This window comes from Acidocella aminolytica 101 = DSM 11237 (assembly GCF_900129125.1).
GTDB classification, from domain to species: domain Bacteria; phylum Pseudomonadota; class Alphaproteobacteria; order Acetobacterales; family Acetobacteraceae; genus Acidocella; species Acidocella aminolytica.
The window spans coordinates 1-17,700 of record NZ_FQVJ01000039.1 but is presented as its reverse complement, the minus strand read 5'-3'; the positions used below and the strand labels follow the sequence as shown (position 1 = coordinate 17,700).

The window sequence follows — 17,700 nt, the reverse complement described above, 5'->3', positions numbered from 1 at the left end:
CGCGACGATCAAGCGCATGGACGAGGAAATGGAGCGTCTATGATCGTCCGGCGCGTCCCTCCCAAGGCAACACGGGCCGGCGGCTTCCGTCGGCTAGGGCAATATGTCATCGCGCCAGTTGTTCCAGGCAGCGCGCCCGCGCCGGAGAGCGGTGTAGACGCTCTCGGCTCCTACATTGCTGACCAGGCCCGGCACGCTGACCGCGTTGAATGGACGCGGGTTACGAACTGCCAGGCCGCGACCGTTAGGGGGGCTATATCGGAGATTGATGCGACACAAGCTCTGAATACCCGTTCAAAGGCTGATCCGAATTATCACCTGGTCATCGCGTTTCCGCCCGGCGAGACACCGACGCGCGAGCAGATCGAGGATATCGAGGACACGCTGGTCCGGGGGCTCGGCCTCGGCGATCACCAGCGTATTTCGGCCCTGCACAATGACAAAGCGCATTTGCATTTGCATGTGGCGATCAATCTGATCCATCCGGAGACGTTCAAGGCCGCGAAGATTTTCCGCGACCACACGACCCTGGCGCAGTTGGCGGCGGGCCTTGAGGTGAAGCACGGCCTCGAACGGACAAGCCATGAAATTCCCAACGACAGAACCGGCCGGACACCAGAGGCCGCGAAAACGATGGAGACCCACACGGCTCAGGAGCCGTTCGTAGGATGGGTCCGTCGTGTCGCCGGCGACGCGCTGATCGCGGCCGGCGCTGGTGAGGGGGGATGGAAATCACTGCACGAAGCTGCCGCCCGCTACGGCCTCGAAATCCGACCGCGTGGCGCCGGGCTGGTTATAGGCAAAGCCGGCGAACCAGCCCTGATGATGAAGGCCAGCGACCTCGATAGATCTCTGGCCTTCAAGCGCCTGGTCGATCGGTTTGGTGCCTTTGAGCCCGCCGCCGCCGACGCTCGCCGCATTGCGCCAGAGGCCGAATATGTCCGGACGGTTCCGCCCGAGAAGCGCGAGGACCAAACGCTGTGGTCCCGCTACGCGGAGCAGCGCGATCGCGCCCTGCATGATCGCGGGCTGGCGATTGCCGACATTAACACAGCCGATCGCCGGTATCGCGACGCGGTATCAGCTCACTACGCTGCCAAGTTCGCCGAGATCAAACGCCTCAAATTGACCATGGGCATCGACCCTCGCATTCGATATGACGCGCTGAAAAGGGAGCAGGCCAACGTGCTGTGCCGGCATCGTGAGGCCACGACGGCGAAGCGGGAAACGGCGCGGGCGGCCCACGTCATTCTGAGCTGGCCCGATTGGCTGCGGCGCCACGCAGAAATGGGCGATGCCGCCGCGGTTAATGCTCTCCGGTTCATGGCGACGAAACAGGAGCGGTTCACCGATACGCTGGTCCGCAATCCCGCTAGTGCCGCCAAGACAGTCACCGCGCTCGGCGTGAAGCCGAAAATGTCCCGGAATGGCGATGCCACCTATCGGTTGCCGGATGGCGGGGCTGTCGTGGATAAAAAAGATGGGCTTACCATGCCAAGCCTGTCCCGCGCCGCTGCCATACTCGTCCTGGAAATGGCGCGCGATCGAGCTGAGGGGACGCCGCTCGCGGTGGACGGCGACGCGACACAAAAACGGGCCTTGCTCGATGCTGCCGTTCAGGGGCGGTTCGATGTTCGGTTCGCTGATGCTGCCATGGAAGCCGAGCGTGACCGCCGGGTCCGCGAGCTGGACGAAGAACAGGGATACACCGAACCAGACCGACGCCGGCAGACGTTGGCGATGTTCATCGCCAACCGCAACGCCTGGCCGGCACCCGGCGATACGACCTTCTATCGTCCATTAGCTGAAACCGATGCCGGAGATGCAACCCTTGTGGCCACGATTCAGCTACGAGGGGTTGATGTTGCAGTCTGGCGCCAGGGCGACGAGACCTTGGTGCAGGATATCAGTGGACAACCGGACGCCATCGCTTATACGCTATTACCCGGCGACCGGGCGGACGTGGCGGCGATGCGCTCGGAAGAGCCTTATGGTCTGGACATCGAGACAGCGAAACCCGTCGAACGTGGCCGTGACACCGATATGGAGATTGATTGATGGCAAGTTATCGCAACACGAATCATCGCTTAAGAACAGCGAGTGCAGCGGCACTCGCTGTTCTCTTTACTGTCATTGCTTACGGCTTTTTTGCCAGTCATTGGATTGCCGGGGCGCTGGGCTATGTTCCCGCGCTCGGACGGCCGTTAACCGGCCATCTCTACCCGCCCTTTGCGTGGATTGTCTGGTCATTCAAATATTATCAAGCGGACCCGCCTGTTTTCGCGCACGCTTATTGGATTTTTGTCGTCATAACCGTTTTTGTGCTCGGAATTGCTGTGATTACCCTCGGTCTTACGACCCGTAAATTAACAGTCGTTCCAAATGTTCACGGTTCGGCACGGTTTATGGAAACGACGGAAGAAATTCAAGAGGCTGGGCTTCTTCCTGACACCGGCGTCCTATTAGCCGTCTGGGAAGAAAAAAAGGGCAAATTCATCCAAAAAGTAGAAACGCATTACATCCGGCACGCGCAAATCGAACATATCCAGCTATTCGGGCCACCAGGCTCCGGTAAAGGCGCTGCATTCGTCTATAATGCAATCAATACCTGGGATTCGTCAATGGTTGTGCTCGATCGTAAGGGTGATCTTCATACGATGGCGAGTGGTTCCTTGAAAAAGCGCGGATACCGGGTTCTGCGCTGGTCGCCGCTTGAGCTGAACACGATCGGAATAAATATCATCGATACAATACGAATTGGAACACCATACGAAACCGGAGATACAGTAAATTTCGCAAAGTCTTTTATTCCGCCAAATACAAAAAGTGAAAATACATTTTTTACAGACGCAGCGGCCGATTTAGTGGCCGGCGTGGTTCTTTATACAATTTACAAGATAAGAAAAGAAAAGAAAAGACAAGCGACATTGGCTGATGTTGTTGACTTGTTCGGTTCGGCGACGACTACCACGGCGGATTTATATAAAGCGATGAACGACAACAAACTTGGCCCTAATAACGAAACGCACAAATGGATTGCCGACAAAGGGGCAATGGCGATTAAGGGTGCAAAGTCAGAACGAACGGACGCCAACATTTTTCAAACAGCATATCAAAAATTGTCGCCGGCCACTGACCCACTTGTGCAGGCGGCAACCGCCAACAGCCATTTTCAACTGGATGATCTGATGAATGGACCTAAAAAAATTGCATTGTTTCTGATATTGCCGCCGAGTGAAGCTAATTTGGCTCGGTTGAGTAGCCTATTTACTACAATATTATCCATGATGGTCGATATTCCGACGCGAAAAACAATCAACCCAAAGGCCGGGAAAACAGAAATTCCCCATGACCGACCTTTAATGCTGCTGCTCGATGAAATCGGGAATGTCGGCAGAATAGACGCCTTACCGAACGCGCTAACCCAACTTAGACAATATGGTGTCAAGGTAATCGGAATATGGCAAACCATCACCCAAATCAATAAACTATATGGCGAAGATAACCCTATAATGGGCGCAAGCGAAATTCAAATGAGTTTTGCGCCTAATGATGAAGATACTGCGAAATGGTTATCTTGGCGTCTTGGAATCGCTACAGTCCAAATCGACAATATTCAGTTGAGCGGCCATCGTTTTGGAATGGGTATGCACCAAGCAAATGAGAGCCTTCAATATATAAAGCGACCGCTGATGACAGACGACGAGACCATGCGGCTGCCTGGCCCAAAGAAAGATAAGAACAACATGATCACGTCACCGGGCGAAATTCTTATTATGAAACGAGGTCTTGATAATATAAAAGCGCAGCAGGCCCTATGGTGGGATATCAAGGAGATTTACGCCAACGCTCAAATCGAGCCGGTCCACACGGCCGATTCCGACGCTACAGATCTGCCATCTGAGCGCCAGGACACCGGCGCAAGCGGGGGGGGCGGATATATTGCGCCTGTCGCGAGTGGGCGTCGCCGCTTCACAACACAGCCGGGACCAAAAACGGCGTGAACACGCGACGGACAGGCATCATCGCCCTGCTTCTTGGCGCTGGCATCATGGCGATAGCCAGCGCCAAGCCTGTCATGCTGAATACCACCAGCTCGGAGCCGGAGGGCCTTTATGTCGTGGTTAAAAGGCAACCAGATCGGGTTGGACGCGGCGCTTATGTTTCAGCGTGTCCGCCGATGTCTGCCGTCATCCATCTTGGCGTCATCCGCCATTATCTCGCCGCTGGCACATGCCCTGACGGGACGGTGCCAGTGCTCAAACAGGTTGAAGCCGTAGCCGGTGATCGTGTCGAATTTTCAGCAGCAGGCTTAGCGGTAAATGGGCGGCTTTTACCGAATACTGCCCCGGCCGCCACCGATCCTCACGGGCGGCCTTTGCCGCACTATCCTTTCGGCACTTACAGTGTTGCACCCAACCAAGTGTGGTTGGTCTCGACATTCTCTCCCTTGAGTTTTGATGGCCGTTACTTTGGACCGATTCCCGCCGCCGATATCCACGCCATCGTGCGCCCCCTTTGGACAGAACAATGATCGCAGCTTATGCCACTTGCGCTCCCTTCATCGCCCCTCCCACTTTGGCGGCTGTAATTCAGGTCGAGAGTGGCGGCAATCCGCTCGGCCTCAATGTGAACGGCATCGGTCGGTTTAACCCGACTTCGCGCGCCGACGCCGAGGCAATCGCCGAGCATTTCATCGCGCGTGGGCGGCGTGTCGATATCGGGCTCATGCAGGTCGATAGCACAAACCTTGCTGGTATGGGCTATTCGGTCAGCGCCATGCTTAACCCCTGCACAAATATCCAGGCCGGCGCGAAAATCCTATCGGAGGATTATCAAAACGCCCTCAGCACGGGACAGCTCGGGCAGCAGGCGTTGGCTGCGGCCTTGTCTGCCTACAACACTGGCAGCCTCACAGCAGGCTTCCAGAATGGCTACGTCGCTCGATATCATCTGACGGTACGCCTGCCGGTCATACCGGCGTCGGCACCGATGACCGTCTATCAAAACGCCAGCGCCGCGCCCCAACCTGTCCCGGCTTCTACCGTCAAAGCCGGATCTACCGCAGCTCCACCAATGACGGTCTATCGAAAGGAAAATTCATGACCTCGCCGCGCCAGATCCGTTCTACCGACCCCGCCGACATGATGAAGCCTGGATATGTGGTCGAGATCGACCACGATCTAGCCGATGAACTCGGCGCTTTTGTCGAGGATGCTATCTCGCTTGAAGACGCAATCGAGTCCGATATTGATGTGGAGGAACCCGCCAATGGCTAGTAATGACTATGCTCAAAAAGTCGCGGCGGTCCTTATCGAACAACTGAAACAAGGGACCGCGCCATGGATTAAACCCTGGCAACCAGGCGTAGATCGCAGCCTGCCCTATAATGGTTCGACAGGCGTTCCCTATAAGGGGGCCAACTCGCTCTATTTGTATGCCGTGGGGCAACTACGCGGCTATGGCGATAATCGCTGGATGACCTATGTGCAGGCCGAAAAACTTGGTGCTCAGGTCCGCCGTGGTGAAACCAGCACGCAAATCCAGTTTTGGCAGTGGTCGAGCCGGGTTGCGATGACCGATGATGCCGGGCAGCCGCTCAAGAACGACAAGGGCGAGCCGCTTTACCAAATCATCCAGCACGAGAAACCCCTCATTCGCAGTGCGAATGTTTTCAACGCCGCTCAGATTGACGGCTTGCCGCCCTCAGAGGTGAGGCCCGTGCCGCCTGTCGAGGAACGCCACGAACGCGCTGCGCGGTTGCTTGAGGCGTCCCAGGCCATCATTCGAGAAGTGTCGGGCGATCGGGCCTATTACAGCCTCACGACCGACGAAATCACGATCCCCGATCGCCGGCAATTCGTGGCTCAGGATGGCACCGCCGCCTTGGACGGGTTTTTTGCCACTGCCCTGCATGAGCTGGGGCATTGGACCGGCCATCCCGATCGGCTTGATCGCGATATAGCGCATCCTTTCGGATCAGATGCCTATGCCCGCGAAGAATTGCGGGCCGAAATCGCGAGCCTCATGCTAGGTGAAGAACTCGGGATTGGTCACGATCCAGGGCAGCACGCCGCTTATGTCGGCTCGTGGATCAAGGCCCTTGAAAACGATCCGCAGGAGATTTTCCGGGCTTCGACGGCTGCACAAAACATCATGAATTATGTCCTGGGCTTCGAGAAGGCCCGCGACATCACGACTGATGAAGCGGTTGAAGCGGAGACAACGAAGCCCGCGCGCAGCACCGCGCGCCAGCCTGACCTTCTTGAGCAGCAGGAGACAGAAGTGGCAAACAACAAGCGCCGGTATCTCGCCGTTCCATATGCCGAAAAAAGCGAAGCCCGCGAGCTGGGTGCCCGCTGGGATAAAACAGCCAAAGCGTGGTGGATTGGCGCATCTGTTGATCCCGCTCCGTTTTCACGCTGGATAGAGGGGGCCAGCAGTATCACCACGGCCGCGACAGCAGACCCGCAAACGGCGTTCGCCGACGCCTTGCGGGCCGCAGGACTTAAACTGCCAGGAGCGCCCGTGATGGATGGCACAATCCATCGCGTTGCCGTAGACGGCGATCACGGCGCACAGCGTAGCGGCGCCTATGTCGGCTATCTCGATGGCCGACCGGCTGGGGTGATTCAGAACTTCAAGACCGGCGCAAAAATCAACTGGAAATCCGACCTGGATGCGCCGATGGATAAGGATGCCGCCGCGAGGCTTGCCGCCGAGGCCGCACAGCGCCGGCAAGAACGGGATCAGACCATCCGCGCCGAACAAGCCGAAGCCGCGAACAAGGCTGTTGCGCAACTCCGGGATGCCCAAGCCGTCACCGAGCACGAATATCTCTCCCGTAAGGGGATAGATGCCAATGGCGTGAAACAGGACGCGATCGGACGCCTTATGGTTCCCATTGCTGACTACGAAGGCAAGATTGCCTCGCTACAGACGATAGATGCCGATGGCACCAAAGGCTTCATGAAGGGAGGTAAGATAGCGGGCGGGCAATTCATGATCGGCGACAACGATCCGACCAAGCCGCTTTACATCGCGGAGGGCTTTGCCACCGGCGCGACGATCCACCAGATGACCGGCGAAGCCGTCAGCGTGGCGTTCAACGCCAGCAACCTCCTGCCGGTTGCAGAAGCGGCACGAGAGAAATGGCCTGACCGACAGATCATCATAGTCGGTGACAATGACGAAGCCTTAACCCGCAAGACCTTTCCTGATGGGCGGCCCATGCCAAACATTGGTGTTGACAAAGCCGAGGCCGCGGGCCGAGCGATTGGCGCGCCCGTCGTCATCCCGCCGGCCGGGCCAGGCGGACTGTCCGCTGATTGGAATGACCACCGGCAAACAGTCGGGCAAGACCAGGCTATGAGGGATTTCAAGGAACGCCAGGCAATAGCGATCATCGAGTTGCGGGTTGACCGAGAGATCGCCCGCGAGAACGAAATGATCGCGCTCGGGCAGAACCCGAACGATGCAACGCGGGACGCCACACGGGACATTGTTGAGACCGAGGCCCAGGCAGTTCCAACACCTCGCGCGGAGCAGGAAGCCGAACGGATCGAGGTTGAACAGGAAATGGATTAGCTGGTGATGCGGCAGGCCCTCCCCGCGTCCGGGTGCGGTCTGCCGCCAATGCCTTGCACACCAATACAGAAAATAGCGAAGCGGTCGGCAGAAGATGCCTCGCGAATAACCGCTGCGATTGACGGTTTTCCTTGTATTTTTGGGGTATCTATGGCAATATGCCTTTTCGGCATTGTGCCTTTTCGGCGTTTGGATGGAGGGTTGATGTGTTATGCGGGGCAAGACGAAACTTCTGGACGAGTTTGTGTTGTTCACCCTGGTAGAGCCGGTTTTCACGGTATTGCTGGGGTTGGCCGGCGTCATCGTTGCGATCGTGCGGTTGAGCTGGACTGTCCTGCTCGGGTTCCTGCTGATCGGGTGGATTAGTGAGACTGTCTTGGCTTTGATCGCCTGGAACGAGCGCGGGCTGCTCTTCTGGTTCTATTTCGGCGGTATCTTCCTGGCGGGCCTGATCGCCAAGCGGATTGCCACGTTCCCTGTGAAGAAAGGGGCGGAGTGGGTTATGGCCGGTGGACTTAAGCGGCGGGTTCATGATGAGCCCTTTGCGGACGTGCCGGATCATCGTCCTGTCATCCAATTCGCCGCCAGCCCCCGAGCATAAGATGCGCTACCGCTATAGACCCCGATCGCATCTGCTTGGCATAGGCGTCCTTCTGTTTGGTTTGTATGTCCTACACCACCCCTGGCTGGCTCAAGAGATCAAGAACAGTCTGTCCGATGGTCAATTGCCCAGCCTTGGTTTCAGCAATGGCGCCACCTCTAGTCTGGCGTTGGGGCGGGTCAGCACCCTTTCCGGCCTGCCCAACCCCGCCCTGACGCCTGGTGCTCTCAACAGCACGGTCACGCCAGATGATCTTTACAGCACCATTTGCCGGCGCGGCTGGACGCGGACGGTTCGGCCGGACGAAAACTACACCGAACGGCTGAAACGCGATCAGATCCGGCAATATGGCTACGCCGATCGGCGCTTGAGCGATTACGAGGAAGATCACCTGGTGAGCTTGGAACTCGGCGGTTCACCAACATCGCCTAAAAATCTTTGGCCCGAGCCACACCAAGCAGCCGGAGGGTGGGGAAGTTACGCCAAGGATCGACTGGAAAATCGTCTCAACCATCTGGTTTGCAACCATGAAATTTCTCTGGCGGACGCCCAAACCATGATCGCTACAAACTGGATTGCCGCCTATCAGCGGTATGTCGGCTCGACGCCCGACAATCGTCCGTCTTACTAACCCTCTATTCCTTGGCGTCTCTTTAAGCCGGCACCTTGTGCCGGCATTTTTTTGTTTCAGGGTTTCCGCTACAGTGTTCTGCCAGCGGCGCCAGCGCCGCCGGCTGCATCAGGCGGGACTTCATGGTGATCCGAGGGCAAATACCAGACAAGCGGCGAAAGCCAAGGCCAACGCCTGAGCGGGCTGTATTTGGCACCAATTTCAAGAAGGCGAGGGAAAAGCTCGGAATCAGCCAGCGTGAGGCGGCGCGGCGCTTGAAGGTCAATCAGCCGTTCATCAGTTCTGCCGAGACTGGCGCGGCCAATCTCACCATCGAGAGGATGGCATTGCTGGCTCGATTTGTGGGGATGCCGCTCTTTGAGCTGTTGCGGCCGACAGCAATAGACGAGGGGATCGGCGACAATCCCCCCAGCGATGGCGCTGATGGCGCCGACGCCGGGGGGAAGTAAATTAGAATCGGTAGGCGACGCCGAATGTGACCACCGGCCACCAGTTCAGGAAATTCAGCTTCGAGTTTACGGAACGCTGGGCCGCGGCGACATCGGCCGCGAGCTGGGGGTTGCTGGCCGCGCCGGTTGCACTCAGGCGCACTTGCGGGTTGCCTTCATACATTGCCCCGGCATTGGCCAGGAACGTCCAGCGGCCGCCATCGAAAGGGTTGCCCCAGCCCACACCAACATAGGGCGCAACCTGGTTGAAATGCGTCTTACCGCTCATCGAGCCAACCTGCGAGGCGGTATAGCGATTGCCGTTGATCGTGTAGATCCCGCCCGCATCCGGGGTTGCCGTCGCCGACACCTGGTTTTGATTGATATAGACGCCGGCATTGAGCGAGAAATTCCCGTGGAACGGATACCAGGCCAGAACGATAGGGATCGCGCCAAGACGAAGGTGCGAACTGAAATTCGCATTGTCGGCCGTAAAATGGAAATTATGCCCAAACCTGGACAGGCCGATATTGAGGTTCAGCGTGTGCGGAACGAGCTGGGTTGAAATTCCCCCGCCGATCCCTTCCGTGCCGACGCCAAGGTTTACCGCCACGGGCGGCATCGTGACAGCGGCATGGGCAAACCCAGGGCCAGCGAGGGTCGTGGATAGAGCGAGAATGGAAAGCGCCTTCTTCATGAAACATCTCCTGTTGCGAGCGGTGAAACCGCATTCAGGAATAGCACTTCATGATGATACGCTCAAGCCTATCATTTTAGATTGTGCCAGACCATACTGGCGTATTTCGCGTTCCATTTCGGCGTATGCGAATTGTAGTCACCGACATGCTGCCAGTATTGCGCAGGATCGTGCGGATCTGCCCCCGTCATCGCCTGCGCTAGAATCCATGCCCCAAGCGACACGTTCAGGCAGCCGTTATTGATCACCATTCCGCGCGTAATTCCCGAACGGGCCAACGTGGGCAGCCAGGTCGAATTGATCTGCGCTGGTCCCATGTCGTAGCTGCCATTGGCGTTGCGATGGATCTGACCAACCGTGCCGCCTTCGGTGCGCAACACAGCGGAAAACAACGCAACCGGCAGGTGATAGAACTGTGCCGCGCCCTGTATGCAGGCCGCGTCAGGCCGGTCGATCGCTTGAGCACTGGCGGGCAGTACCGGCGAGGGAGGCGCGGAGGGAGCTGGCGCCTTAAGACCTGATTGCATTTGATCGAACGCCATGACCCATGCGCCTGCTTCGATATTCGTGCAGCGATCATGAATTACCTTGTTTGGAGCGAATCCTACCCGGCTCAGGATAGTGAGCCAGGCCGCCGGTATGTGCATTGGTCCTATTCCGCCAGCACTCGCTGGCTTTGAAAGAACAGCTTCGATCGCGGGAGGGGTCACAGCGTAGTTGACCGACGCAGCAGCAACGCATGACATTGCAATCATGACCCCCCCTGATTCGACGATGATTCTAGAAAAGTAAGTTTCGAGACTAAGGATGTGGCGGTATATCCCACATTGTTTGACTTGGCGGGAATGCGGATAAGCGGAATGCCACAGGCACCGAGGATTGCGTTAACATCTCTATCCCGCTCCACCCGCTTGCGTTTGCTGTGAGATCGATCATCAAGCTCTATGCAGCCGATGACTGCCATTGAGAGACGGTCACACACCACAAAATCGACGCTCCGGCTCGTGATTCTATGCAGTCCACGGACTCCATCAGATGTCGAACTAATGAAGTCGGCGATGCGCACCTGGGTAAAAACCACGCGATCCACACCAATAACGGTTTGAAGAACACCAAAGAATTGCCGCTCATTCTCTGTCAATAATGCCGGTTTTGCCCGAAACTGCCGAAGGCCGGTTCGCGACGACGGCAACCCCTTTATGGCCGCAATCGCGAAACTCAACACAATAATAACAATCAGCGCCGCTGGCACAATATGAAAAGTTGGTAGCAACGCCTAGCTTCCCACTTTCTGAAAGATGACCGAGTGTGATGGGGTTTTCGACCGAAACCGACGATGCGGAACAAACCCATATTCGGCAAATAACCAGGTCAGATTGCGGATGTTGAACCATTGCAGGTGCTCCGGCGGGCAGATATCCCCCCATTGCGCGAGGTCGCCCGGCACGGCCGCGTGACCAGCATCCGGTGCCGATATGTAGGCGAAACCGCGCGGTCGCACACAATCGCGCAAAGTCATCATAAACTCGCGCGGATCGAGCACATGTTCCAACACTTCCGACGAGAACACGAAATCGAACTGCTCACCCCGATTAGCGAACTCTGAGAGAGGTTCGGCGTAAAAACGATGCCGAGAGAAGGCCCGCTTCGCATAGGCAATGCTGTTTTCCGAGATATCGACGCCGACCGCCTCGCGCGCGAAACGCCCGAGTGCATCGACCATAAAGCCGCCGCCACATCCGAGGTCAAGCACCCGGCGGCCAGCGGCATAGGGAATGAACAAGAGACTTTGCCAGAATCCGCGCCATTTCCGGTCGAACGCTTTGGGATAAAAGGTATCGGTCGCACCGCGATAATTCTGCGCATAGTGATTGATCACCACGGATTCCGGCGGGCGTGGAGCCACGAACAAGAACTCACAGCGTTGGCACCGCCGTACCGGAAACCCGTCTTTTTCTAGCGCAAGGCTGGTTGTTTCCCGGCAGACTTCGCACGCCAGATCATAGTCAATCATATTAGCCGACATTGAGGATTACCTTGTTACCATGAGTGAACAATTCATATTCTGTCCGGTTACTACAAAATAGTAACCCGCAGGCACGACAGCCGATGCCGATGGTGCCGCAGAGAAATTTGAATCACTACCACCTTCTTGGACTTGTCCATCGCTGTTTGAGACTTGTTGGCCTGATGGATTCATCACGTGGATGGTCACATTTTCCATGTAACCTGATGATAACGGCGTGGCGCCGCAGGCTGATGCAAGAAACATCGGCCCTGATCCCGTATTTTGATACCATGTGCCGTTGCCGACTCCCATCTGATACGACTGCGTGAACCCCGTTCCACCGGCGGCCTGCCACGTGCCATTCACACACGCCATGAGCTGACCCGAGCCATTCGCGTTCGCCGCAATCTCACCATTCGGGTTGCAGCCCCCACCTTGATTGGCGCCGCCAAATGCAGTGCCTAGTTCGAGACGCGATCCCACAGTGAATGTATCAGTTACACCGGCATAGCCATTGTTGTAGGCATAGAAGGATTGCCCACCACCTGGTTTGTTTACATACATCGCACCATTTGTTGCAATGGATGCGTTGTTGTTCGAGCCATCATCGGGCACGTTTATCGAAACGTAGGCGCCGCTCGAATTATCTGCTCCTATAAATGCTTGAGTATTGTTGGACAGACTCGACGTACTGACTCCACCGTTTGGGCTTACAGTTTGTACCTGACCTTGAGTGCCCCCGTTCCCGGTTAGGGAAGCAAGCAGGCTGCCGTTCGTTCCGGCACCGACAGAGCCATTCGCGTATAGATCCCACGTGTGGACACCACCGGCCCAGCCGGCCGGATAGCCGGAGGTCGCCGACTCACCCACCGCCCCAATCCGGCCATTTGCTTGAATGTTATTGGCGTTATTAACGTCATTGTTGCCCATATTCAAAGCGGTCTGCATCGTGTTCAGTTGCGGCTGGCCGGGTACTGCGACCCGGTAGAGATAATCGTTTTCGAGGTTGCCATTGTTGAATGCCAAAAGCGCCGCGAGGTGGCCGGGGCCGGGATTGGTGTAGCCGTTCAGCGCCACGCTCCAATGCCCATAGGCACCTTGTGCTGCTGAGGAACTCAGCGACCCATATTGCCCGTTGTAGGGTACGAACCCGCCTTCCTGGCCGGTTTGTGTGGCGATCGCCGGTGCCTGCTTTTCGGGAATCGTCGCCCCGCCCGTGCTCAGCACAAGGGCTTGGAGCTGACCAGGCGACGGCTGCAAGACCTGCACCACCCAGGTTTGTCCGAACGGATTAGTGGGTGACGTGGATGGCGACAAATAGCCCGTGCTTTCCAGCATCGGGACGGTGATCGTCGCCGGAGAACTGGCCGTGCTGTTCGCTTCGACCGCTGCATAATTTGCCTGAATATAGGCTTGCGCGGCTGTCGCGATCTGGCGCATCTGCCCGGCGGTCGCGGCTGACTGGACGTTGTGGAGGGCCGCTTCCTGATAAGAGATCACTGGCCGGACCGCGAGCAGGCCGATCAATACCGCAAACAACGCACCTAATATCGGTCCCATGTCAGCCTCCTAGCTGCACAACAGAAATCATGTCACCAGAAGGGATGCCCGCCGGCAGGGTGCCCATTGTTCCATAAGCCGGGGTGTCCCACACCGTGCCCTCGGCGCGGCCGATCGATACATCGCCGCCGAACTGCATCACGGTCTCGGCGACTGTTCCAGTCGGCGCTGGCGCCCACGTGTAGACAATTCGTGATCCGTTCGGGCCTGGCGTAATTAAATTGCCAATGCCAGCAGGCAAATTGCTCACCGCCACCCCAGCCGGAAGCACCAGGAATTGCGGGAGCACATTCGCATTGCCGCCCGTGCCGACGCTGGCGTTTTCCTCAGCGTAGGCCAAGACCGCATTTCTATAAATCATGAAGTCTTGACCTGTTGCCAGCGCTGCGGGCTGCGATGATGCTGCGGGGACGTTCAGCGACTGGACACGATCGATCGCGCCGATTCCAATGAACGACAATACGATCATCACCGACAGAATTGCCCACATCATGGCGAACTGCCTCCCAAAAATAGCCGCCTCTGCCGCTCTATCTCGCTCCCGAGCTGGTCGAAATTGCCCGACCGGATGGCCGAGCGCACCTGGTCGCGCGTGCCATCCACCACCAACAAGGGAGATACCGTGAGCAGCCGTTCAGGCGGTGATGACTGACCGGGCAGCCCCGGCGGCAACGGCACGCCCGGCATGAGACGAGGGTTGCGTAGCGTCAAATGAAATACAGCCGTCAGCGCGTGCGCGAGCGCATCATTCTGATCGCCGGTCGAACGGGCGAACCGCAGCAAGCCAGTCGGTAGGTCCGGCCCATGAAATGTCGTGACGACGGGATGCCCCGACGTGCTCAGGTTTAGAACCTCACGCGCCGCCACATCCGTCTTAACTTCACCGCAAAACAATAAATTGGCCGCGCTGCGCAACATCCCGCGCAGAGCTGGACCCATATCGTCATCCGATTCCACCTCGGTCTGATAGACGATTCCTTTACCATGGCGGCCTTCCAGATCCATCTCGATCGGGGCTTCGACGGTCATGGCGACACCGCCATGACGCGAGATATATTCCACAGTGAAGCTCGATGCCGCCGTGGTCTTACCGGCGGCCATCGAGCCGATGAAAAGGATCAGCCCGTTGCTCACCGGGCGGCTCAGTAGCCGCTCGACGACCGCAGCGGGTATTCCCAACTCGATCATCGGTTTCGGCGTGCCGGTGAAACGCCGGCAGACGAATAGCGGTTCAATATGAGCCGTCGTGAGGGGCTTGACGCGCAGCCGCTCACGACGAGACGATCCCCATTCGATACTGAATGATTGCGTGGTCGAACGCGCGAGAAGGTCTCGCCTCAGCCCCTCGATCTCCGGAAATATTGCCTCCGGCACAAACTCCATCTCCCGCGCATCCGGCGTCGCCTTAAGCCAAGACGACGCCGGATGCGCCCCTACGAACAAATCCGAAAACGGAAGATCAAGAAGCTCCACCGTTGCCCCTGATTACGATGTGAATGTGAATTGAATCTGGTTATTGCTTCCCGAAGTGCATTGTGTTGCCACAGTGCCGGGGTCAACAGGCGCGGAATCTGCCGTGCCGTTGATCGAGATGCTCTTGTAGGAAGATACCGCCGTCGCCAGCTTGTTGCACGCCGACTGCGGAATGCCCGCCAGGATAATATCGAACTCGCCAGGGTTGGCGTCCGGCTGCACCGTGACAGCACCGGCCCAGGGGTCCAACAGGGTTGTGCCACTAACCATGCTGCTAGGAGCGGCTTTCGCCGAGATCACCACGGTATCACTCAAAGACGCGGTGCTAGCCGTGCCGCCATAAAGCTGCGCGACATTGGATTGCAGCGTGGTCACATCGGCCGCTGCGGTGGAGACTTTGTTGCTGGATAGTGCCTCATACAACACCACCACCACAGCGACGATTGCCAGTAGGCCAAGCAAGTATTTGAACAGCGTACCAAGTATTTCCGACATGGGCTTTTATTCTCCTTATTACAGACCGGGGACATTCCCGATTTGGACAGACAAACTATTGATGCCGAGCAACACGATGAGCATCAGCGCATACATCGCGATATCGAAGGCAAACCCGAGCGCCCGCACGCGCGCCTTCGTGATCCATTCCAACTCATCGGCCCACTGGACGGCACGCCGCATAATCCGCTCAGGGAAATCATCGAAATCGGACATCGAGCCGATATCATCGATCAATTCCGGGTTCGGAAACCCGAACCCAGTACTTTCCAAGGCCGGGGCGAGGCCCTGACCGTTCAACATCCGCCGCCTCACAGCGATAAGGCGTTGCCGGAGCCATGGCGTCGCGAAGCGCGACTGGTCATCCAGGACGCGCGTATCGCTCATGCCCGCCCGTAACATCGAGGCGAATGTCAGTAGCCACACATAGCCCTGAATGTCCCGGTAGAAATTAAATGGGAAGAACCGCTCGACGGTCACGCGCTGCGCGCCAGTCCAACGCGGTAGCGCCCACGCCGTCCATCCCGCACCGCCCACCAACAGAAGGACCGGAATTAACATCCATGGCCCGGTTGCAAAATCACCGAGCGTGTAGAGCAGCGCACCGGCTCCATGCACGGCATCCGCCGGCACCGTCCGGGCGATGCTCGGCAGAAAGAACGTCCCTATCGCCCACAACATACCGTAGATCGCGAACAGATAGACCAGCGGCGTGGTGAATGCGCTCACCATAGTTCGGCGCACATTGGCGATCCGAGTTTTTGACTCCACTAACAGGTCGAAGGCTTGCTCGATCCGGCCTGCGGTTTCACCGCCGGCAATCGTCAATGCCTCATCCATCGGCACCCACCGGCGCAACGCGACGGACAATTGCCCACCGTCCCGCATCCGCCGAATCACATCCTCGACCACCGCCACACAACTCTTGCGCTTCTGCCGTTTCAGGCGCCGCACGAACGTCTCAAGCGCCGCGATCTCACCGATATGATTGCCGACCTGCACGGACATATGCCGATAAAGTGCCGAGCGCACAGACCATGAAAAGGCCAGCCGGTTCAACCGTGCTTCAAACGAGCTGCCTTTGATCTTGAACCCACTTCTTGGCGTCAACCGATCAATCAGCGCCCGCGCCTGCTTCACTGCTGGGGTCATTCGTCAACCCTTTCCGCTGACACGACGACATCGACATACCGGCCGACATCGCGCGGATCGATCCGGCCGGCCATCACGCCGTCCATCGCGGTATGCAACACCGACCAGTCCGCATCGGCCCGCTTGCGGTAGTTCCGACGCGCGGTATCTGCTCCATGATCGACAAAATCCCGCATGAGATCGGCATCCGTGACAATCACCTCGGCGATGGCAATTCGTCGGCTGATGCCGTCATGATGACAAGCCGCACATCCTGCGCCGCGCAACCGGACGCGGGAAAGATCGCCATATTGTGGCCAGGCCGCCGCGTAGGTATCGAGGGCCGCACTCAGTCTCGGCCAAAGCGCATCGCTTCGGGCCGCCGATAACGGCACCGCGCAATGCGGGCAAAGCTGCGGAACAAGCCGCTGATTAACGATCCCCCGGATCATCTTGCTGTTGCAGAACATCTGACGCGGCAGCCGGGCGGCATCCATGATTTCGATGCGGTCCGGAACGGAGAACGGATCTTCCGTATGAATCGTGCTGACCACCTTATGGCCGGTCAATGATGCCTCGAAAGCCGTCAGCGCGACGCCAGCAGAACGGATTTCACCAAGGAAAATCCAGTCCGGGTCCATACGCAGCGAATGGCGGAGATAATCGCCAAAGGCATCGCCTTCATCGTCACCCACGCCATCGCCCGTGATCGAAAGCTGGACGGCCCAGGGCATCGGATATTCGACAGGCTTTTCGATCGAAACCAGCCGCAGCATCGGCGATAGCCGCGCCGATTCCCGTAGAAGCTCATAGATCGACGTGGTTTTGCCCGAGCCCGTTGGCCCGGTGAATAAGACAATGCCGCTCGATCCCTCGATCAAATAGCGCAGCTTGTCGGCCTGCTTGGCCAGATAGCCCATCTCTTCCAGCCGGAGAGTGCCATCCGGGCGACGCGGGTAATCAAGGATGGTCCGGCCAACACCCTGCTTCCGAGCCGCGGCCGTATCCATGTATTGCAATCGGAGGACCATGAACCCACCACCCGCCTCGACGGGGTGCGCGGGGCCTCGCACGATGCGAACCGATGAC

At 57.8% G+C, this 17,700-nt stretch carries 19 protein-coding genes; 9 read left to right on the top strand and 10 right to left on the bottom strand.

The window, feature by feature from the left end; translation table 11 throughout:
- Positions 1 to 39 precede the first annotated feature (39 nt).
- From traI to BUB54_RS16380, 9 genes are all read left to right on the top strand, one after another.
- On the top strand, positions 40 to 2,058 hold the full coding sequence (gene traI, locus BUB54_RS16415; RefSeq protein WP_048878809.1) for a TraI/MobA(P) family conjugative relaxase: 2,019 nt from the start codon (positions 40 to 42) through the stop codon (positions 2,056 to 2,058).
- A complete protein-coding gene (locus BUB54_RS16410) occupies positions 2,058 to 4,004 on the top strand; it encodes a type IV secretory system conjugative DNA transfer family protein (protein WP_048878808.1) in 1,947 nt (648 codons plus the stop codon). The genes traI and BUB54_RS16410 overlap by 1 nt, the downstream gene beginning before the upstream one ends.
- The gene (gene traF, locus BUB54_RS16405) at positions 4,001 to 4,534 is read left to right on the top strand and encodes a conjugative transfer signal peptidase TraF (RefSeq protein WP_048878807.1); all 534 of its coding nucleotides are present in this window, start codon (positions 4,001 to 4,003) and stop codon (positions 4,532 to 4,534) included. Before BUB54_RS16410 ends, traF begins: the two co-directional genes overlap by 4 nt.
- A complete protein-coding gene (locus tag BUB54_RS16400; protein ID WP_052948358.1) occupies positions 4,531 to 5,106 on the top strand; it encodes a lytic transglycosylase domain-containing protein in 576 nt (191 codons plus the stop codon). The genes traF and BUB54_RS16400 overlap by 4 nt, the downstream gene beginning before the upstream one ends.
- Positions 5,103 to 5,279 carry a hypothetical protein gene (locus tag BUB54_RS20965; RefSeq protein WP_158320106.1) on the top strand — a complete coding sequence of 59 codons (177 nt, stop codon included), beginning with the start codon at positions 5,103 to 5,105 and terminating at the stop codon, positions 5,277 to 5,279. The genes BUB54_RS16400 and BUB54_RS20965 overlap by 4 nt, the downstream gene beginning before the upstream one ends.
- A complete protein-coding gene (locus BUB54_RS16395) occupies positions 5,272 to 7,587 on the top strand; it encodes a zincin-like metallopeptidase domain-containing protein (protein ID WP_048878806.1) in 2,316 nt (771 codons plus the stop codon). The genes BUB54_RS20965 and BUB54_RS16395 overlap by 8 nt, the downstream gene beginning before the upstream one ends.
- 211 nt (positions 7,588 to 7,798) lie before the next feature.
- Positions 7,799 to 8,188, top strand: a complete 390-nt coding sequence (locus BUB54_RS16390; protein ID WP_048878805.1) for a hypothetical protein — start codon at positions 7,799 to 7,801, stop codon at positions 8,186 to 8,188.
- A 1-nt stretch (position 8,189) separates the two neighbouring features.
- Entirely contained in the window at positions 8,190 to 8,819 is a 630-nt protein-coding gene (locus BUB54_RS16385; protein WP_052948357.1) for a hypothetical protein, read from the top strand.
- A gap of 122 nt (positions 8,820 to 8,941) precedes the next feature.
- On the top strand, positions 8,942 to 9,268 hold the full coding sequence (locus BUB54_RS16380) for a helix-turn-helix domain-containing protein (protein ID WP_048878804.1): 327 nt from the start codon (positions 8,942 to 8,944) through the stop codon (positions 9,266 to 9,268).
- A 1-nt stretch (position 9,269) separates the two neighbouring features.
- Here the strand turns inward: BUB54_RS16380 and BUB54_RS16375 are convergent, their stop codons facing one another.
- From BUB54_RS16375 to BUB54_RS16330, 10 genes are all read right to left on the bottom strand, one after another.
- Positions 9,270 to 9,944 (bottom strand): hypothetical protein, encoded by a 675-nt coding sequence (locus tag BUB54_RS16375; protein ID WP_048878803.1) that lies wholly within the window; start codon positions 9,942 to 9,944, stop codon positions 9,270 to 9,272.
- A gap of 71 nt (positions 9,945 to 10,015) precedes the next feature.
- Positions 10,016 to 10,591 carry a lysozyme family protein gene (locus tag BUB54_RS16370; RefSeq protein WP_048878802.1) on the bottom strand — a complete coding sequence of 192 codons (576 nt, stop codon included), beginning with the start codon at positions 10,589 to 10,591 and terminating at the stop codon, positions 10,016 to 10,018.
- Positions 10,592 to 10,695: 104 nt separating this feature from the next.
- On the bottom strand, positions 10,696 to 11,196 hold the full coding sequence (locus BUB54_RS16365) for a DUF2726 domain-containing protein (RefSeq protein WP_217652530.1): 501 nt from the start codon (positions 11,194 to 11,196) through the stop codon (positions 10,696 to 10,698).
- A gap of 24 nt (positions 11,197 to 11,220) precedes the next feature.
- Positions 11,221 to 11,958, bottom strand: coding sequence for a class I SAM-dependent methyltransferase (locus tag BUB54_RS16360; RefSeq protein ID WP_158320105.1), 738 nt, complete (start codon positions 11,956 to 11,958; stop codon positions 11,221 to 11,223).
- A gap of 18 nt (positions 11,959 to 11,976) precedes the next feature.
- Positions 11,977 to 13,512: a shufflon system plasmid conjugative transfer pilus tip adhesin PilV gene (gene pilV / locus BUB54_RS16355; RefSeq protein WP_048878800.1), complete on the bottom strand. Its 1,536-nt coding sequence runs from the start codon at positions 13,510 to 13,512 to the stop codon at positions 11,977 to 11,979.
- A 1-nt stretch (position 13,513) separates the two neighbouring features.
- On the bottom strand, positions 13,514 to 14,005 hold the full coding sequence (pilM, locus tag BUB54_RS16350) for a type IV pilus biogenesis protein PilM (RefSeq protein ID WP_082075647.1): 492 nt from the start codon (positions 14,003 to 14,005) through the stop codon (positions 13,514 to 13,516).
- The gene (locus tag BUB54_RS16345; protein ID WP_048878798.1) at positions 14,002 to 14,985 is read right to left on the bottom strand and encodes an ATPase, T2SS/T4P/T4SS family; all 984 of its coding nucleotides are present in this window, start codon (positions 14,983 to 14,985) and stop codon (positions 14,002 to 14,004) included. The genes pilM and BUB54_RS16345 overlap by 4 nt, the downstream gene beginning before the upstream one ends.
- A gap of 12 nt (positions 14,986 to 14,997) precedes the next feature.
- A complete protein-coding gene (locus BUB54_RS16340) occupies positions 14,998 to 15,480 on the bottom strand; it encodes a type 4 pilus major pilin (protein ID WP_048878797.1) in 483 nt (160 codons plus the stop codon).
- An 18-nt stretch (positions 15,481 to 15,498) separates the two neighbouring features.
- Positions 15,499 to 16,632: a type II secretion system F family protein gene (locus BUB54_RS16335; RefSeq protein ID WP_048878796.1), complete on the bottom strand. Its 1,134-nt coding sequence runs from the start codon at positions 16,630 to 16,632 to the stop codon at positions 15,499 to 15,501.
- The coding region (locus BUB54_RS16330; RefSeq protein ID WP_217652528.1) for a GspE/PulE family protein at positions 16,629 to 17,700 on the bottom strand (1,072 nt) is incomplete at its 5' end. The genes BUB54_RS16330 and BUB54_RS16335, both read right to left, overlap by 4 nt.

Excerpts from the sequence above, each read along its gene's own strand:
- traI (WP_048878809.1), top strand. The coding sequence starts at position 40 with ATGATCGTCCGGCGCGTCCCTCCCAAGGCAACACGGGCCGGCGGCTTC.
- BUB54_RS16410 (WP_048878808.1), top strand. The coding sequence starts at position 2,058 with ATGGCAAGTTATCGCAACACGAATCATCGCTTAAGAACAGCGAGTGCA.
- BUB54_RS16400 (WP_052948358.1), top strand. The coding sequence starts at position 4,531 with ATGATCGCAGCTTATGCCACTTGCGCTCCCTTCATCGCCCCTCCCACT.
- BUB54_RS20965 (WP_158320106.1), top strand. The coding sequence starts at position 5,103 with ATGACCTCGCCGCGCCAGATCCGTTCTACCGACCCCGCCGACATGATG.
- BUB54_RS16395 (WP_048878806.1), top strand. The coding sequence starts at position 5,272 with ATGGCTAGTAATGACTATGCTCAAAAAGTCGCGGCGGTCCTTATCGAA.
- BUB54_RS16390 (WP_048878805.1), top strand. The coding sequence starts at position 7,799 with ATGCGGGGCAAGACGAAACTTCTGGACGAGTTTGTGTTGTTCACCCTG.
- BUB54_RS16385 (WP_052948357.1), top strand. The coding sequence starts at position 8,190 with ATGCGCTACCGCTATAGACCCCGATCGCATCTGCTTGGCATAGGCGTC.
- BUB54_RS16380 (WP_048878804.1), top strand. The coding sequence starts at position 8,942 with ATGGTGATCCGAGGGCAAATACCAGACAAGCGGCGAAAGCCAAGGCCA.
- BUB54_RS16375 (WP_048878803.1), bottom strand. The coding sequence starts at position 9,944 with ATGAAGAAGGCGCTTTCCATTCTCGCTCTATCCACGACCCTCGCTGGC.
- BUB54_RS16370 (WP_048878802.1), bottom strand. The coding sequence starts at position 10,591 with ATGCACATACCGGCGGCCTGGCTCACTATCCTGAGCCGGGTAGGATTC.
- BUB54_RS16360 (WP_158320105.1), bottom strand. The coding sequence starts at position 11,958 with ATGATTGACTATGATCTGGCGTGCGAAGTCTGCCGGGAAACAACCAGC.
- pilV (WP_048878800.1), bottom strand. The coding sequence starts at position 13,512 with ATGGGACCGATATTAGGTGCGTTGTTTGCGGTATTGATCGGCCTGCTC.
- pilM (WP_082075647.1), bottom strand. The coding sequence starts at position 14,005 with ATGATGTGGGCAATTCTGTCGGTGATGATCGTATTGTCGTTCATTGGA.
- BUB54_RS16340 (WP_048878797.1), bottom strand. The coding sequence starts at position 15,480 with ATGTCGGAAATACTTGGTACGCTGTTCAAATACTTGCTTGGCCTACTG.
- BUB54_RS16335 (WP_048878796.1), bottom strand. The coding sequence starts at position 16,632 with ATGACCCCAGCAGTGAAGCAGGCGCGGGCGCTGATTGATCGGTTGACG.